The sequence below is a fragment of the Streptomyces sp. DSM 116795 genome (assembly GCF_055792905.1).
Genome location: NZ_CM147707.1, coordinates 1425193 through 1440315 on the forward strand (window position 1 = coordinate 1425193; position 15123 = coordinate 1440315).

Consider the following 15123-nt stretch of genomic DNA (forward strand, 5'->3'; position numbering starts at 1 on the left):
ACGCACCCGAGCGGTGCCGGCTGTCTTCAGAGCGACAGTGCGAGCCGGATCGCCCACAGGGGGCCGGCGTGAATGCCGGCATAGCCCCCGGAGCCGCCAGCCCGTCACGGGTCCTTGACAGTGAGGGGACCAGAATCCCGTGAGCGCTGGGCGCCACCACCAGCCCCGGAATCACCCCGTACGCCTCCGAAGGCACCAGAACGCGCCTGCCGTGACGAGGACGGCGAGGAGGAGGACGAAGCCCGTCTCCGCGAGCTGGGCCGGCCAGTAGTTGGAGGCCGGCTGGGCGCCCAGGCAGGCGTCGACCGAGTACTTGTGGTCGGCCTGGTCGTAGTCGCAGGGCCACGCCGTGAAGCCGAAGGGACCCTCGCCCTTGGCGGCACGCGTGACCGTCGGCCAGATCTCGGTGCGCCACGGGCCCACGAGCCAGGCGACGGCCCAGGTGGCGAAGGCTCCGACGGCGAGGGCGGGCAGCATCCTCCGGGTGAGAAGGGCGGCGAGGACGCCGGCGGCCAGGCCGAGCAGAACGTGTGCGACGAGCGAGGGCCCGAACGCGAAGTAGAAGTCGTTGGTCTCGTAGCCCGCGGTGAGCAGCCGGTGGGCCCCCGCCCAGTCGAGGAGACCGCGGAACTGGAGGACGAGCAGGCCCGTTCCGCCAGCCAGCAGCGCCGCGGGCGCCGCGAGCTTCTCCGCGAGCCAGCGGGCAGGGCTGATGGACTGCGTCCAGGCCAACTCCGCGGTGCCGTTCTCCAGTTCGCGTCCGATCAGTACGGCACCGGCCCAGCCCGCCACAACGGGGGCGAGGTTGCGCAGGAGCCACGCCAGCTCGCCGACGTAGAAGTCGAAGTCGAAGAGCGCCTCCGCGCCCTCGGAGAGCGGACTGCAGCGGCCCTCGGCGAGCCCGAGACTGCTGCCGCACTCGGCCTTGAACTGCACGGCGGACGCCGCGTCCGGGCCGAATCGCAACCAGAGCAGGGCCGCCGCGGTGATCACCACGAAGGCGATCCAGATCCACATGGCCGTGCGGTGCAGCCGGAAGACGGTCCAGCGACCGGGGCGGGCGGAGCCTGTACGGGCAGGGGCCGCAGGGCGCGTTCGGGTGGGGGTGCTGCTCATGCGGCGTTCTCCTGCGACGGGGCGCTCTGCGGGCGCTGAACGGGACGGGGGACGGGGCGTGCGGCCTCGGTGAGGAACGGCGGGGCCTGGGTGTTGCGGATGTGGGCCAGCAGGACCTCCTCCGTGGTGGGCCGCTCGGCGATCCAGTCGCCGAGCTGTTCACCGTCCGGACGGACGAGAGCCGTGCAGCCACGGCCCGCGGGCCGCTGCTCGATCACGGTTCCGCTCTCGGCGCCGGGGGCGGCGGTGCCGGTGAGCAGGGTGTGTGCCGCCATGACCTCCTCGAACCCGCCACCGAGCCGGAGCCGGCCGCCGGCGACCAGGAAGAGGAAGTCGCAGGTGCCCTCCAGCTCGGGGATCACGTGGGAGGACATCACGATGGTGGTTCCGTCCTCGACGGCGGACGACATCAACGCTCCCGTGAGCTGCTGCCGGGCCAGCGGGTCGAGATCCGCCATCGGCTCGTCGATCAGCAGCAGTTCGGCCCGCTTGCCGAAGGCGAGGGCGAGCGCCACGCGGGTGCGCTGCCCTCCCGAGAGCGTCCGGATCTTCGCGGCGGGATCGAGGGATTCGTCGCCGTACGCGATCCGTTCGGCGGCCTGCTGGTCCCAGCGGCCGGACCGGCGGTTGAGCTCCGCGCCGTACCGGAGGGTGGCGGCGACGGACAGATGCGGGTGCAGCGGCTTGGACTGTGCGACGTACGCGATGCGTTCGCGCGCCTCGGCAGGGGTCCGTCCGAGCACGGTGAGAGTCCCGGCGGTGGGCCGGAGCAGCCCGGCCGCGAGTCTGAGCAGGGTGGTCTTGCCGGCGCCGTTCGGGCCCACCAGGGCGCATATGTGTCCCTGTGGGAGCCGGAAGGAACAGTCGGCGAGCACGGCCTTCTTGCGGCGCGTGTACGTCATGCCCAGGCCGGTCGCCTCCAGGGCGGACGCGTCGTTGTTCATGGGGTCTCCTGCGGGATGTTCATCGGGTCTCATGCGGGATGTTCATGCGGTCTCCTGCGGAAAGTGCTTGTTCAGCACGGAGTCGAAGAGGGCCTCCAGGTCCTCCCGCTCCAGGCCGCCTTCGCGGGCGCGGGCAACCCAGTCCTCCAGGCCGGCCCGGTACGGGGAGTCGACGGCCGGAGCGGCACCGACCGTCTCCCGGACGAAAGTGCCGAGCCCCCGGTGGGCTTCGACCAGCCCTTCGCGCTCCAGCTCGCGGTACGCCTTCAGCACGGTGTTCGGATTGACGGCCGTCGCCTCGACGACCTCGCGGGCAGTGGGGAGCTTGTCGCCGGGGTGCAGCAGGCCCAGCCGCAAGGCCTGCCTGACCTGCTGGACGAACTGCACGTAGGTGGCGACACCACTGCGGCGGTCGATTCGGAACTGGATTGATCCTGCTGCGGTCAAGCCCCAGCACCCTTTCACTAATTGAGTAGTGAAAGGGTGTATGAAGGTGTGGTGGCTGTCAAGTCCCTGGTCGTTCGGTCACGTTCGCGCACGTTCGCGGTGGCCCCCACGCACGTCATCGCCCTCCCCCGCGTCTGCTGCGCGGGGGAGGGCGATGACATGTGAGGCGCCGGTGTGCCATGCCGCCCGGCGCGGCGGCGAGATGTCGCCGGTGCGGCTACTCGAAGCGCGCGGTGTCGCCCGCGCCCCGGCGTACGATCTCGGCGCCGCCGCCCGAGAAGTCGATGACCGTGGTCGGCTCCGTACCGCAGTCGCCCGAATCGATCACCGCGTCCACCGCGTGGTCGAGCCTTTCCTTGATCTCCCAGCCCTGCGTCATCGGCTCTTCCTCCTCGGGCAGGAGCAGGGTGCTGGAGAGCACCGGCTCGCCGAGTGCGGCCAGCAGCGCCTGGGTCACGGCGTGATCCGGGATCCGGACGCCGACCGTCTTCTTCTTCGGATGCAGCAGACGGCGCGGCACCTCCTTGGTCGCCGGGAGGATGAAGGTGTAACTGCCGGGCGTCGCCGCCTTGATCGCGCGGAACACGTCGTTGTCGACGTGGACGAACTGGCCCAGCTGCGCGAAGTTCTGGCACACGAGCGTGAAGTGGTGACGGTCGTCGAGGTTGCGGATCGACCGGATCCGGTCCATCCCGTCGCGGCTGCCCAGCTGGCATCCCAGGGCGAAACAGGAGTCCGTCGGATACGCGACGAGCGCGCCGGAGCGGAGACTGTCGGCCACCGTGCTGATGGTGCGCGGTTGCGGATTGTCGGGGTGCACGTCGAAGTACTTCGCCATCCGCCGACCCTACGTGACCTCGGCAAGTACCGGCCGGATGACCGGAACAGCGACCACGTAGCGGCCGGCCTCGCCGTGACGGGCCGGCCACACAGCGAAGTTGAGCGGCGATTACTCACTCCCCCGCATCGCCCTGCGCGAATCGTGCTCTTGGAGCGCGCGACGACCTCGTGCCCCGCCCGCTCACCTTTGCCCACCGATCCGACGTACGCAGACCGCAGGCCACGGGGCCGCGTTACTGGAGCAACCGATGTACTGGTACTTGAAAGTCCTGAAGAACTACGCATTGTTCGACGGGAGAGCGCGGCGCAGGGAGTACTGGATGTTCTTCCTGGTCGACATCGTCATCTCCACGGCGCTCTACATTCCCGAGCACATCGACGCCGTGCGCGGGCCCGCGTCCTTCGTCTCCCTCGCCTACGCCCTCGCGACGCTCATCCCCGTACTCGCCGTGGGAGCCCGGCGGCTGCACGACTCCGGGCGTTCCGGCTGGTGGCAGCTCCTCGTTCTCGCCCCCGTCCTGGGCTGGGCCGTGCTGTTGGTCATGCTCGCGCGCCAGGGCGATCTGGAATACAACGCATACGGCCCCAACCCCGCACTCTCTCCGGTCCATTGACGGTTCGCAGCTCAGCACCGGGGCCGCTCAGCAGCGGTGCGTGCGAACGGTGAACGGCCAGGGCGCTCGCGCAGCCCTGGCCGTTCGCTCCTTCTCGAAGCGTCCGCTTCGAAGCGTCCGCCTCGAAGCGTCAGCTCAACGCGCCGTCGTAGTCCGGCAGTTTGAAGGTCTTCTCGGCGTGCCCGCCCACCACGTCGGTCGGAGTGTTGCCGATGTTGGCGATGATCTTGTAGCCCTTGGACTCGATCTCGGCCCGTTTGGCCGTCTTGTACTTGCTGACCTCGTCGAAGATGTCCGGCAGATCACGCACGTACAGACCGGCGATCGGGAAGCCTTCCTTCTCCAGGTTGTCCTTGGTGAGCGAGTAGATGATGCCGGGGCGCGCGGTGACGAAGTAGACGGCCACGCCTTGGGAGTCGGCGTAACGGGCGAGCTCCAGCGTCTGCTTGACCGCGGGCGTCGGCAGCTCCCAGACGGGATGGAAGTGCGTCTCCAGCGAGGTGTTGTCGATGTCGAGGACGATGGCCATCTTCTCGCCGTCGCCCTGCGATATGCGCTGCTCGAGGTACGGGCGGGCCTCGTCCGTGACCGCGCTGACGTCGCGCTGCCACTTGTCGTAGTCGACCTCTTCCGCGAGCGCGGAGTGGGCGTCGGCGCCGTGCGGCTTGGCGAAGGTCGAGGCGGAAGTGGCGGGCGCCGCCTGCGAGTCGGCGGGCGCGGTCGCCGGGGCCTGCGCAGTCGCCGGGGCCTGCGGGGGCGCGGCCGTGGCGGGAGCCACGCCGACGGCCGTCGCCGTCGCGACAGCCGCTCCGGCGACGGACACCGTGAGCCGCTTCTTCCAGTTACGTACATGCATGGGGGGGTCACTCCTGAGTCGCGAAAGCCGACTTGGGATGGCCCCTCGCCGGGTCGGCGCGGGGCCCGGTGGCATGTTCACGTCTCATCATGGACGGAGTGGAAAGTTCCGGCTACCGATCGGTAGTAATGACATGTTCTGCACCGTGCAAAAGCAGCCATTGACGACGCCGGGCGTCAGGCGGGCGCGTAGCGCTGCAAGGTGATACCGCTCCGGAAGGCCTTCGACTCCACCAGCCGCAGTCGCGGAATCTCGTACCCGTCGGGGAAGAGGCGCCTGCCGCGGCCCTGGACCACGGGATACACGAAGAGGCGGTACTCGTCGGCAAGGCCCGCCCCGATCACCGCGTGCGCCAGAGTGATGCTGCCGGTGAGCACGATGTCCTTGCCGCTCCGGGACTTCAGCGCGGCCACCTCCTCGACCGGGTCGCCCGCCAGCACGGTCGAGTTCTCCCACCCGGGGTCGGTGAGCGAGGAGGAGACGACGTACTTCTGGACCCTGTTGAGGTAGTCGGTGACGCCAGTGGTGTCGTCGGTCTGCAGCGGCCAGTAGCCCCGGAAGTCCTCGAACGTCTGCCGGCCCAGGAGCACCGCGTCGGCCTGGCTGCTCTGCAGCCGGTTCTCCTCCATGACGTCGGTCATGTCCGCAGCGCCCTGGCCCTGAGGGTCGAACCAGTCAGTGATCATTTCGACGGAGCCGTCGACGGTGATGTTCTGCGTGATCGCGAGTGTGCGCATGCCGTCCCTCTGCGAAGTCGGTTCGGTTCATCCCGTACGACCGCGCCGAAGGCCGGGAATCATCGGTGGGCCGCGGCGTCAGGCGGCCGTGTTTCGACGAGCGCAGGCGAGGCGCCAGGCACAGGTTCGGCCGGACAGGCCTCAGGCGCCGCCGAGTTGGCCGGCCAGGTGGCCGAGTTGACCGGCCAGGTCGGCCAGGTCCTCGGCGTACAGGTCGAACCGGTCCGAGGAGAGGGGCGGGTCGCCGACGGGGCGCGCGACGTAGGCGGTGCGCAGGCCGAGCGCCTGCGCTGCGCGCAGGTCCCAGGCGTGGGCGGCGGCCATCAGCAGCTGCTGCGGCGGTCGACCGGAGACGGTGACGGCCAGCTGGTAGACCGCCGGGTCCGGCTTGTAGGTCCGGACGTCCTCGGCGGACAGGGCCTGGTGCCAGCGCAGGCCGGCGTGGGCGTTGAGCCCCAGCAGCGCCGTCCGGCTCGCGTTGGAGAGCCCGATCAGCGGGAACCGTCCGGCAAGCCGCGCGAGCCCCGCCACGGTGTCGGGCCACGGCGGGAGCCGGCGGCCTGACAGGGCCAGCGCCGCTACGGCGGTCGGGTCGCCGATTCCGGCGGCGTCGGCTACGAGGCGGGCGGCTTCCCGGTCGAGGACGTCGCCGGCGACGTAGGACCGTACGCCGTCGAGGATGCGTCGCTGCTCACGGCCGACGTGCTGCTGCCACAGCGACAAGAGCTGCTCGATCCTGGAATCCCCGAGCGACGGGTCGAGTTCACGGATGCCCGCGCGGATACCGGCGGGCTCGTCGACGAGCGTGCCGAGCACGTCGAACACGACGGCGTCGATCTCCAGCTCCGGCACGATCTCCAGCTCTGACATGGGAGGGACTCCTGGACGACGCGGTGGCGTGGAAGTGGCTGTTGGCCGAACGCGGCGGGCAGCCGTCCTGATTCCCGGCCCGCGGAGGTCAGAGGGTGCCGTCCTCCTCCAGGACCGCGCGTGCCAGCTTCTTCGGCGCGACGAGGGTGTACGAGGTGCGGACCCACTCCGTGATCTGCTGCCAGCGCTCCCGGCCGGCGTCCGGGGCGAGGGTGAGGGCGATCCACCCGTGCCTGCCCAGCCCGTAGCCGGCCGGTTCGACGTCCGGGTCCGTCGCCACGACGGCCGCGGCCTCCTCCCGTGTCAGCTTGAGCGAGAGGTGCTGAGCCTCTCCGTCGCAGAACACGAAGTTCCTCCCGCGTACGCGGAAGGTCGGATGGTCGCCCCACTGCTCGATGTCGACGCGCTCCGCTTCCGGCAGTTCCGCCGCGATCCGCTCCAGGCGGTCCATGTTGCTCATCCCCGCTCCTCTCTGCTGCCGGGCCCGTCGCTCCCGGACGGTCCGAGTGCGAAGCCGATGCTGCCGAGCCACAACGCCAGTACGTCACCGAGCCGTTGACGCTCCAGCCGGTAGCGGCGTTCACGGCCCGCGGCGGACACCGAGACCAGCCCTGCGTCGACCAGCACTCCCAGATGGCGCGTCGTCGTCGGCCAGGAGTGGCTGAACCGGGCGGCGAGTTCACCGGCGTTCAGGGAACCGTCGCGGGCGGCCAGCACCTGGAGGATGTGCCGCCGGGAGGCGTGGCTGAGCGCGTCGAAGACGGCGTCGATGTCGTCGAGGTCACGCAGTCCCCGCGCCGGCTTGGCGTCACCGGACGAGCTCACTGGCGGGTGAGCCTCCGCACGTTGAGGAACTCGAACGGCGGCTGACCCTCCCGTTCCTCGCACAGCGGGCCCATCGCCTCCCAGATCCGGCTGACCAGGGGATGAGTATGGGCACGTCCGGACGCGTCCTCGTCCGCCCAGTCGAAGATCTCTACGACGAGCGGCCCCTGCGTCCCCTTCTCCGTGCCCAGAAAGACCTCCGGTTCGCGGGCGGTGACCAGCTCGACCTCGCGCAGGGTGGTCCAGTGCCGGTCGACGATCTCCAGGAACTCGTTCTCGCTGCCCGGCTTGACGCGGTAGCGGGCGATGGACGTGATCGGATCACTCATGGAGCGATTATTAGCGTACTCGCTAAATGAAATCAAGGCTCCACCGGGCGGCCGGCACGGCTTGTCCCGCGGCCGGCGATGCGGTCGTCGAGATGTGCGGCGCAGGCGCCCGCCGTCGCCAGGATGCCGACGACGAGGTGCACCTTGTTGTCGTCGAAGGAGAGCGGTTCCGCCCAGTTCAGCAACGACAGGTTGCCGAACACCCCCAGCAGCAGCCAGGAGAGCCGCGCCGGTATCGATGTCTTCACACGTTCATGCTGATCGCCGGCCCGGGCGGACGGAATCCGGCATGCCCCACCCGCGTACGGGGGCGGACCGGACCCCGAGCCGGCGAGGTATCAGAAGGGCATACGGCGGCGAGTCCGGCGCCCGGCACGCCCGCTCTTGCCCACTGCACGCGAACTGCTGCGGAACGGCTTGCTGAGCAGGCGGCCGGACATCCCGGGTGCTTTGCCCGCCACCTGGGACCCGGTTCCCAGAGAGCGTTGCGCCCCGCGCTGCGGACGGTGTGAGAACCGCGGGAGCAGGAAGGCCAGTACGGCCAGGACGGCACAGGCCACGACGATGCCGATGATCACGCGGACCACTCCTTGGTTGAGACGGAACCCTGGAGTGCCCCCTGCAGGCGCCCGTACGCCGTACGGGCGGCGATGTGACGGAAGTTACCGAATTCGGATGCTTCGCGTTCACTCGGCGTACGTGGAGTCGTCCCGCAGCGGTCCGCTCGCTCAACGTCCCTCGGCGTGCTTCAGCCGGAGCGTCAGCGGCGGGATGATGACGGCTGCCGCCACCAGATGGGAGAAGGCCAGCACTATCTGCGTCGAGACCGCGGTGTGCGGGGCGAGTGCCGGCGGGACCAGCGACAACGCGGTGAGCGCGACCGTCGTGATCAGGAAGATCCGTGCGGGCCGCCTTGCCCACCGGGCGAGGGCCACCGCGAGGACGATCCCCAGGACGGAATTGAAGAGGACTCCGAACGCGAAGCCGAAGGCCGGGATCTGCTCGGCGGCCGGGGCGCCCGGGGAGGCGGCCTCCATGGGAACGCCGAGTCCGCGCGCACCCAGCGCGAACACCTCGGTGACCGCGGCTCCTACGAGGGCGACGAGAACACCGAGCCGCCAGACCGGCTGCGCGATGATCCGGGACCGGATCGGACTGGGTGCGGGTCCGGCCCCTGTGGGCCTGGGCGCGGTCGTGTCGCTGGTGGGGTTCTCGCTCATCTCTGCCTCCTCGTACGGGTCCTCGACCGAGGGCTCCGAAGAGACAGACGCTCGCGGGCGGCGGAACTCATCGCGTCCGGGAGGACGGATTGGGTGCGGTCCGGGGTCCGGCCGACCCGCCGCCGGCCCGTCCCGGTCCCGTGCGACAGCCGGCGCCAGACGGCTGAAGCGGAGCGGGAGCGGGAGCCGGAGACGGAGACGGAGACGGAGACGGAGCGAGCATCCGCTGACCTCGTGTTCAGCTCCCAGGCGTCCGATTATCGCCGTGCTCCGACGGATGACGGTGTGGCATTCTGTCGAACAAGTGCCCTGGGGAGGGCGCGAAGTAGCGGGGGCAACGGGGGAGTTGACGGTGGGTTACACGCTGCCGGAGTGGGCCGACGAGGTCCTGGACTACATCGGGATCAGTTTCCCGAACGTGGACGAGGACGATTACCGCGAAATGGCCGGCGGGCTACGGGAGTTCGCCGAAAGCATCGAGGACCACGGAGCCGAGGCCCACCGCGCGATCCAGCGACTGCTCTCCTCCGGCGAAGGCGCTGCCGCCGACGCCCTCGAAGCACACTGGGGAAAGGTCAAGGGCAAACATCTCCAGGACGTCGCCGACGTCTCCCGCACCTTCGCCGACGCCATGGACGTGGTCGCCGGACTCATCGAAGGAATGAAACGCAAAGCCGAGATCGAACTCGGCGTCATGGCCGCCGCGGTCGGCATCTCCCTCGCAGCAGCCGTCTTCACCGGCGGCCTGTCGGCCCTGGGCGGCGCCGCGGCCAGCGCCGCCTGCCGGGAGGCGATCCGCCGCGCCATCAAGGAAGCCTCCGAGGCGATCGTGGAGGAGCTCGTCGCGAAGCTGACCGAACCCGTGGTCGCGAAACTGGAGAGCAAAGCCGCCGACCTCCTCGTCGAGCTCGGCTCCGAGGCACTCGGCCTGCCCGGCGGCGACGGCCCGCCCAAGGGCAAGGACGCCACCCAGCTCAACTCCGCACCCGGCTCGGCCGGTTTCGGCTCCGGCCCCGGCAAGACCGGCAAGGTCAAAGTCGACCACGACGAACACGAAACAGCCGCCACCAGCCTCGCCGGCCTCGGCTCCAAGATGGACTCCGGCGCCCTGTCGAAACTGGACCGCGCCGACTCCAGTCACGGCCGCGTCCGCGGCAAGGACGCCTTCACCGCCCCCTTCGACGCCCTCATCGACTCCGGCGTCAAAGCCGCCAAGAAGGCCGGCCCCGCCCTGCGGGACCACATATCCGACGGCATGACCCGCGCCATCCGCACCACCTCCAAGAACCACAAACGCAACGAAGACTCCATCGTCGACGACCTCAAAGGCATCAACTCACGCACCGACGGCAAAGGCCCCGGCGGCGGTGGACCGGGCGGCAGTTCCAGCCATGTGAAGCCCGACTCCATGGACAAATCCGGGTCGGACATGCGGCTGACCGGCCGCGACGGACAGAACAGGGTCTGCAAGACGGACCCGGTCGATGTGGCCAGCGGCGAGATGCTGCTCACCCAGACCGATCTCGCCCTGCCCGGCATGCTGCCGCTGCTGATCACACGGACGCATCTGTCGACATACCGCTACGGTCAGTTCTTCGGCCCTTCATGGGCCTCCACCCTGGACGAGCGCCTCGAAGTCGACGCCAAGGGCGCAGTGCGGTGGGCACGCGAGGACGGCTCGATCCTCTACTACCCCCGCCTTCCCGCTGCCGACGGCGAAGACGAGGTCCTGCCGGAGGAAGGACCTCGCCTGCCACTGAGCTGGGAGGGCACGGGCGCACTCGGCGAGATCACCTACCGCATCGACGACCCGCACACCGGCATCACACGCGGCTTCGCGGACAGCCCGGCTCACCGCTCAGGCTGGTACTGGCTGCGCTGGTGGCAGGACCGCAACAGCAACGAGATCAGCCTCGCCCGTCTTGAGGACGGCACCCCCACCACGCTCGTCCACTCCGGCGGCTACCGCGTCAACCTGCACACAGATCTCGGACGCCTCACCAGGCTTGCGCTCACCACCCCGGACGGCCCCGTGGAGGTCATGTCCTACGGCCACGACGCGGCGGGAAACCTCACACACGTCACCAACTCCAGCGGCCAGGCCCTGGTCTTCGACTACGACACGCACGGCCGCATCACCGCATGGACGGACCGCAACGACTCCACGTACCGCTACGTCTACGACGAGGCGAACCGAGTCACCGAGACGATCGGGCCCGAGGGCTACCTCTCCTCCCGCTGGTCCTACGACCGCGTCCAGCGCACCACCCACTTCACCGACGCCACCGGCGCCACCACCGTCTACCAGCTCAACGCCCTCCACCAGATCACCGCCGAGACCAACCCCCTTGGCCACACGACCACTTCGGAGTGGGACCGATACGACAACCTCCTCTCCCGCACCGACCCTCTCGGCGCGACCATCAGGTACGAGTACGACGAAGCGCATAACCTCACAGCCGTCCACCTCCCGGACGGCAGCCACGTCACCGCGGCTTACAACGAACTGAACCTTCCGGTCTCCTCGACCGGACCCGACGGAGCTGTGTGGGCCCAGGAGTTCGACGAGTGGGGAAACCGCACCGCCGTCATCGACGCGGACGGCACGACCAGCCGATTCACCCACCACCGCACCGGTGCCGTGGCCACTGCCACGGACCCGTCAGGCGCGACAGCCACCTACGCCATCAACGACGCGGGCCTGCCCGTCTCCGTCACGGACGAGTCCGGCAGTGTCGCCACCGTCGAACGCGACGCCTTCGGCCGGCCCACCACCATCACCGACCCCCTCGGCGCGATCACTCGCGCGGTGTGGACCGTGGAAGGCCGTGTCTCGGCGCGCACCACCCCGGACGGCCGCACCGAACACCTCACCTGGGACGGCGAGGGCAACTGCCTCAGCCGCACCGACCCCCAGGGCGGCACCACTGTCTTCGAGTACACCCATTTCGACAAGGTCTCCGCCCGTACGGGTTCCGACGGCGTCCGGTACTCCTTCGCATACGACGCCGAGCTCCGCCTCGCCCAGGTCCACAACCCCCAGGGCCTCACCTGGGACTACACATACGACCGCGCCGGGAACCTGACCGCGGAGTCCGACTTCGACGACCGCGAAGTCACCTACACCCACGACGCGTTGGGCCGCGTCACATCACGCACCACGCCGCTCGGGCAAGAGATCGCCTACACCTACGACGACTTGGGCCGTGTGAGGACCAAGGACGCGTCCGGATTCCGCACCGACTACTCGTATGACGCCGCCGGCACCCTCACACAGGCCGTCTCTCCGACCTCCACCCTCACCTTCGAACGGGACGTGATGGGGCGGCTCCTGTCCGAGACCGTCGACGGCCGCACCACACGCTTCACCTACGACGTACTCGGCCGCCGCACCTCCCGCACCACCCCCACCGGCGCCTTCACGGAGCTCGCATACGACGAGGCCGGCAACCGCTCGGCACTGACCGCCGACGGCCACCGCCTGGACTTCACGCACGACGCCCTCGGCCACGAACTGACCCGCGCTCTGGGCTCCGACACCTCACCTGTGGCACTGACCACCGCATGGGACATGGCCGGCCGCCCCGTCGCCCACAACCTCGCCACCCCGGGCAGAACCCTCCGCGCCCGCACCTACACCTACCGGGCCGACAACCACCTCACATCCATCACCGACGACGTGACCGGCGCCCGGCAGCAGATGGAACTGGACCCGGCCGGACGCCCGTTGACGGTCACCGCCGACGGCTGGACCGAGTCCTACGCCTACGACCAGGCGGGCAACCAGACCGAGGCGACGTGGCCCGAGGACGCGGGCCGGACGGAAGCCCGCGGCGAACGCCAGTACACCGGCACCCGCATCCTCACCGCCGGCAGCATCCGTTACGAACACGACGCCGCGGGCCGCATGACCCTGCGCCAGAAGCGCCGCCTCTCCCGCAAGCCGGACACCTGGCGCTACGAGTGGGACGTTGAGGACCGCCTCACCTCATGCACCACACCCGACGGCACACAGTGGCGCTACACCTACGACCCCATGGGCCGCCGCACCGCGAAGTACCGCATGGCCGAAGACGGTCAAAGTGCCGTCGAGGCCGTTCACTTCACCTGGGACGGCACGCGCCTCGCCGAACAGACCGACACCACCACCGGCGTCACCCTCACCTGGGACCACGAAGGGCACCGCCCACTCACCCAACTCGAACGCAAACCACGGGCGACGGACGACCTCACCCAGGACGAGTACGACTCCCGCTTCTTCGCCATCGTCACCGACCTGGTGGGCACCCCCACCGAACTCGTCGACGAAACCGGCCACATCGCCTGGCACACCCGCACCACCCTCTGGGGCACCACCACCCGCAACCGCGATGCCACGGCCCACACCCCATTACGCTTCCCGGGCCAGTACGAGGACCCCGAAACCGCCCTCCACTACAACTACTTCCGCCACTACGACCCCGAAACCGCCCGCTACACCTCCCCGGACCCCCTCGGGCTCGTCCCAGCACCGAACCCAGCCGCCTACGTCACCAACCCCTGCAGTGCAACCGATCCCTTGGGCCTGGCGCCTGACTGTCGGACATCGCAGGAGAGCGAACCAGACCATATTGCACTGGGGTCGCGCTACCACGGTCTGGAAGACTTCGCCGAACGCATCGGCGCCCGGCACCTTCTCAGAGACCCTGACTGGCGAGGAACGGTTTACACCTCGGGTGAACTGTTGCGGATGGATTACCCCGGAGCACGGGTTTCGTTCATGCTGGATGGCCTCGAAGGAGACACGCCCCTGGAGCAACTGAACAACGCCAGGATGGCGGACAGTCTTGGCCGAGCGGTTCCCACGCAATGGGAGCTCAGCGTCATGCACGAGCTGGGCGTTCTCGACAAGATTGATTTCTACAGTGGTGGAAATCTGCTGAACAGGCCATTCGACGGATAAAGCTTGACTGCAGACGGATAGGACGAAAATGGCACGCAAGACCCCCCTTCCCGTGAAGTTCGAGGAACGGAAGTTCCATCTCTCCAGCGCCGGGGGCACGCACGGTGAATTCTTGTTGAGAAGCGGGAAGACTGGCTACCATTCAGGTCGCTACCTCAAGAGTGACACGGTCATCGACGTTCAGTTCAAAGATGTTGCCGCGATCGCCGTCGCGGACAGCTATCACAATCTGGAGATCGCCGAAGCCGACCCTTCAGAAGTGCAGGCCTTCACCTCATTGATCGGATGCGAGATCGGTGATCGAAGGGTCTACCGACTTCGAGGAGAGGGTGTTGCGGGTTTCGTCGCGGCTGGCGCTCTCTTCTGGCTGGAAGACCCTACGGGTTCGACGCACACTCCCAGCCGCCTCTCGAGCGGGAATGAGCCCAAGGACGTCGACGTCCACATGGCATGACATTTCTCTGTCCCTGACAGGGCTCAGCCTGCATCTCGCCGTTGGTGCGGGTTCAAATAGCCGACCCACGTCGGCCAGCGCTCGCCGACAGCGACCAGGTGGCTGCCACGGACGTTCTTCCTGGTGGGGCTGCCTCCGACGGGGCGGAGGCAGACAATGCGCGCTTCGCCCCCCGCACGCCAAGCCCCCGCGGCGCCCTCCGCGTCGCGGAGATGGCCTGAAGTCGCCCCCGGCGCCCTTGCGTTCACCCGCATCACGCGCATCAATTAGCAACGCGTGGACTGACTGGCCAGACCTGTGGCGTCCCGGAGTGCGGCCTGAGTGACGGCCGTTCGCATCCCTGGAGACCGCAGCACGCACCGCCCCCACACCGCGTCCCCCGCGCGTCAGACGTGAAGCGCGTTTGCGGTGGTCATGCAACTCCCCCACAACCGGAAGGCATTTCCATGGGACGCAGCAGATCAGCGTACGCAACTGCACTGGGTACGGCCGTACTTGCGGCGGGCGCTGTGGCGTTCGCGCCGACCGCGGCCGCCGTCGACCCGACGACGGCCACCGTGTCGGCCGACTGCGGAAGCGCCGGCGCCGGCGAGGCCACTCTCAAGGCCACGCAGGACGGAACCGCCGCGACGATCACGCTCTCCTCCTCGGCCGTGAAGGCTCCGATCGATGTGGCCGCCGGATCGGTCGAGACCACGCTCACCATGACGAAGAACGGCAGCGACACCGCGACCTTCACGGGGAAGTCCAACCCCGCGATGTCCGCAGGTGACGACGTCAACTCCGGTCCGCTGGACGGCACCGTCGCCGCCGGCGACATCATGGAGGCGAAGTCGGTGAAGCTCGTGATCTTCGGGACCATCACGGTGAACTGCACCGCCACCTCGCCCCAGTCGCCGGGGCCGTTCACCTTCTGAGGCACCACGTCC

17 protein-coding genes are annotated in these 15123 nt (G+C 68.9%); 4 read left to right on the top strand and 13 right to left on the bottom strand.

The annotated features are described in order from the left end of the window. Nucleotides 1-171: 171 nt before the first annotated feature. The 4 genes from ACSMXX_RS06075 to ACSMXX_RS06090 all read right to left on the bottom strand — a co-directional run bounded on the left by ACSMXX_RS06075 (nucleotide 172) and on the right by ACSMXX_RS06090 (nucleotide 3345). Nucleotides 172-1116, bottom strand: coding sequence for a hypothetical protein (locus tag ACSMXX_RS06075; RefSeq protein WP_473183013.1), 945 nt, complete (start codon nucleotides 1114-1116; stop codon nucleotides 172-174). Further along, entirely contained in the window at nucleotides 1113-2060 is a 948-nt protein-coding gene (locus tag ACSMXX_RS06080) for an ATP-binding cassette domain-containing protein (RefSeq protein ID WP_473183014.1), read from the bottom strand. The genes ACSMXX_RS06075 and ACSMXX_RS06080 overlap by 4 nt, the downstream gene beginning before the upstream one ends. Nucleotides 2061-2102: 42 nt before the next feature. After that, the gene (locus ACSMXX_RS06085; RefSeq protein WP_473183015.1) at nucleotides 2103-2507 is read right to left on the bottom strand and encodes a GntR family transcriptional regulator; all 405 of its coding nucleotides are present in this window, start codon (nucleotides 2505-2507) and stop codon (nucleotides 2103-2105) included. Between the two features lie 217 nt (nucleotides 2508-2724). Then, entirely contained in the window at nucleotides 2725-3345 is a 621-nt protein-coding gene (locus ACSMXX_RS06090) for an L-threonylcarbamoyladenylate synthase (RefSeq protein WP_473183016.1), read from the bottom strand. A 250-nt stretch (nucleotides 3346-3595) separates the two neighbouring features. Here ACSMXX_RS06090 and ACSMXX_RS06095 point away from each other — a divergent pair, with 250 nt between their 5' ends. After that, nucleotides 3596-3961 (top strand): DUF805 domain-containing protein, encoded by a 366-nt coding sequence (locus ACSMXX_RS06095; protein ID WP_473183017.1) that lies wholly within the window; start codon nucleotides 3596-3598, stop codon nucleotides 3959-3961. A 130-nt stretch (nucleotides 3962-4091) separates the two neighbouring features. On the opposite strand, the gene ACSMXX_RS06100 is transcribed toward ACSMXX_RS06095, so the two are convergent. The 9 genes from ACSMXX_RS06100 to ACSMXX_RS06140 all read right to left on the bottom strand — a co-directional run bounded on the left by ACSMXX_RS06100 (nucleotide 4092) and on the right by ACSMXX_RS06140 (nucleotide 8798). Next, complete coding sequence (locus ACSMXX_RS06100; RefSeq protein ID WP_473183018.1) at nucleotides 4092-4817, bottom strand: HAD family acid phosphatase; 726 nt, start codon at nucleotides 4815-4817, stop codon at nucleotides 4092-4094. A 176-nt stretch (nucleotides 4818-4993) separates the two neighbouring features. Then, nucleotides 4994-5554 carry a dihydrofolate reductase family protein gene (locus tag ACSMXX_RS06105; protein ID WP_473183019.1) on the bottom strand — a complete coding sequence of 187 codons (561 nt, stop codon included), beginning with the start codon at nucleotides 5552-5554 and terminating at the stop codon, nucleotides 4994-4996. A gap of 141 nt (nucleotides 5555-5695) precedes the next feature. After that, nucleotides 5696-6406, bottom strand: a complete 711-nt coding sequence (locus ACSMXX_RS06110; protein WP_473184657.1) for a haloacid dehalogenase type II — start codon at nucleotides 6404-6406, stop codon at nucleotides 5696-5698. A 106-nt stretch (nucleotides 6407-6512) separates the two neighbouring features. Further along, nucleotides 6513-6884 carry an MmcQ/YjbR family DNA-binding protein gene (locus ACSMXX_RS06115; RefSeq protein WP_473183020.1) on the bottom strand — a complete coding sequence of 124 codons (372 nt, stop codon included), beginning with the start codon at nucleotides 6882-6884 and terminating at the stop codon, nucleotides 6513-6515. Further along, a complete protein-coding gene (locus tag ACSMXX_RS06120) occupies nucleotides 6881-7249 on the bottom strand; it encodes an ArsR/SmtB family transcription factor (RefSeq protein ID WP_473183021.1) in 369 nt (122 codons plus the stop codon). Before ACSMXX_RS06120 ends, ACSMXX_RS06115 begins: the two co-directional genes overlap by 4 nt. After that, entirely contained in the window at nucleotides 7246-7578 is a 333-nt protein-coding gene (locus ACSMXX_RS06125; RefSeq protein WP_473183022.1) for a hypothetical protein, read from the bottom strand. The genes ACSMXX_RS06120 and ACSMXX_RS06125 overlap by 4 nt, the downstream gene beginning before the upstream one ends. 32 nt (nucleotides 7579-7610) lie before the next feature. Next, nucleotides 7611-7826 (bottom strand): hypothetical protein, encoded by a 216-nt coding sequence (locus ACSMXX_RS06130; protein ID WP_473183023.1) that lies wholly within the window; start codon nucleotides 7824-7826, stop codon nucleotides 7611-7613. A 90-nt stretch (nucleotides 7827-7916) separates the two neighbouring features. Then, a complete protein-coding gene (locus ACSMXX_RS06135) occupies nucleotides 7917-8156 on the bottom strand; it encodes a DUF6411 family protein (protein ID WP_473183024.1) in 240 nt (79 codons plus the stop codon). 150 nt (nucleotides 8157-8306) lie between these two features. Next, complete coding sequence (locus ACSMXX_RS06140; RefSeq protein WP_473183025.1) at nucleotides 8307-8798, bottom strand: DUF6069 family protein; 492 nt, start codon at nucleotides 8796-8798, stop codon at nucleotides 8307-8309. A 352-nt stretch (nucleotides 8799-9150) separates the two neighbouring features. Between ACSMXX_RS06140 and ACSMXX_RS06145 the strand changes: the two genes are divergently transcribed. The 3 genes from ACSMXX_RS06145 to ACSMXX_RS06155 all read left to right on the top strand — a co-directional run bounded on the left by ACSMXX_RS06145 (nucleotide 9151) and on the right by ACSMXX_RS06155 (nucleotide 15111). After that, nucleotides 9151-13740, top strand: coding sequence for a DUF6531 domain-containing protein (locus ACSMXX_RS06145; RefSeq protein WP_473183026.1), 4590 nt, complete (start codon nucleotides 9151-9153; stop codon nucleotides 13738-13740). A gap of 28 nt (nucleotides 13741-13768) precedes the next feature. Further along, nucleotides 13769-14194: a hypothetical protein gene (locus tag ACSMXX_RS06150; RefSeq protein ID WP_473183027.1), complete on the top strand. Its 426-nt coding sequence runs from the start codon at nucleotides 13769-13771 to the stop codon at nucleotides 14192-14194. A 446-nt stretch (nucleotides 14195-14640) separates the two neighbouring features. After that, nucleotides 14641-15111 (top strand): hypothetical protein, encoded by a 471-nt coding sequence (locus tag ACSMXX_RS06155; RefSeq protein ID WP_473183028.1) that lies wholly within the window; start codon nucleotides 14641-14643, stop codon nucleotides 15109-15111. Nucleotides 15112-15123 lie beyond the last annotated feature (12 nt).

What these genes read in the sequence shown, in the direction of transcription:
- ACSMXX_RS06075 (WP_473183013.1), bottom strand. Translation starts at nt 1,116, where the DNA reads ATGAGCAGCACCCCCACCCGAACGCGCCCTGCGGCCCCTGCCCGTACA.
- ACSMXX_RS06080 (WP_473183014.1), bottom strand. Translation starts at nt 2,060, where the DNA reads ATGAACAACGACGCGTCCGCCCTGGAGGCGACCGGCCTGGGCATGACG.
- ACSMXX_RS06090 (WP_473183016.1), bottom strand. Translation starts at nt 3,345, where the DNA reads ATGGCGAAGTACTTCGACGTGCACCCCGACAATCCGCAACCGCGCACC.
- ACSMXX_RS06095 (WP_473183017.1), top strand. Translation starts at nt 3,596, where the DNA reads ATGTACTGGTACTTGAAAGTCCTGAAGAACTACGCATTGTTCGACGGG.
- ACSMXX_RS06100 (WP_473183018.1), bottom strand. Translation starts at nt 4,817, where the DNA reads ATGCATGTACGTAACTGGAAGAAGCGGCTCACGGTGTCCGTCGCCGGA.
- ACSMXX_RS06105 (WP_473183019.1), bottom strand. Translation starts at nt 5,554, where the DNA reads ATGCGCACACTCGCGATCACGCAGAACATCACCGTCGACGGCTCCGTC.
- ACSMXX_RS06115 (WP_473183020.1), bottom strand. Translation starts at nt 6,884, where the DNA reads ATGAGCAACATGGACCGCCTGGAGCGGATCGCGGCGGAACTGCCGGAA.
- ACSMXX_RS06125 (WP_473183022.1), bottom strand. Translation starts at nt 7,578, where the DNA reads ATGAGTGATCCGATCACGTCCATCGCCCGCTACCGCGTCAAGCCGGGC.
- ACSMXX_RS06140 (WP_473183025.1), bottom strand. Translation starts at nt 8,798, where the DNA reads ATGAGCGAGAACCCCACCAGCGACACGACCGCGCCCAGGCCCACAGGG.
- ACSMXX_RS06150 (WP_473183027.1), top strand. Translation starts at nt 13,769, where the DNA reads ATGGCACGCAAGACCCCCCTTCCCGTGAAGTTCGAGGAACGGAAGTTC.
- ACSMXX_RS06155 (WP_473183028.1), top strand. Translation starts at nt 14,641, where the DNA reads ATGGGACGCAGCAGATCAGCGTACGCAACTGCACTGGGTACGGCCGTA.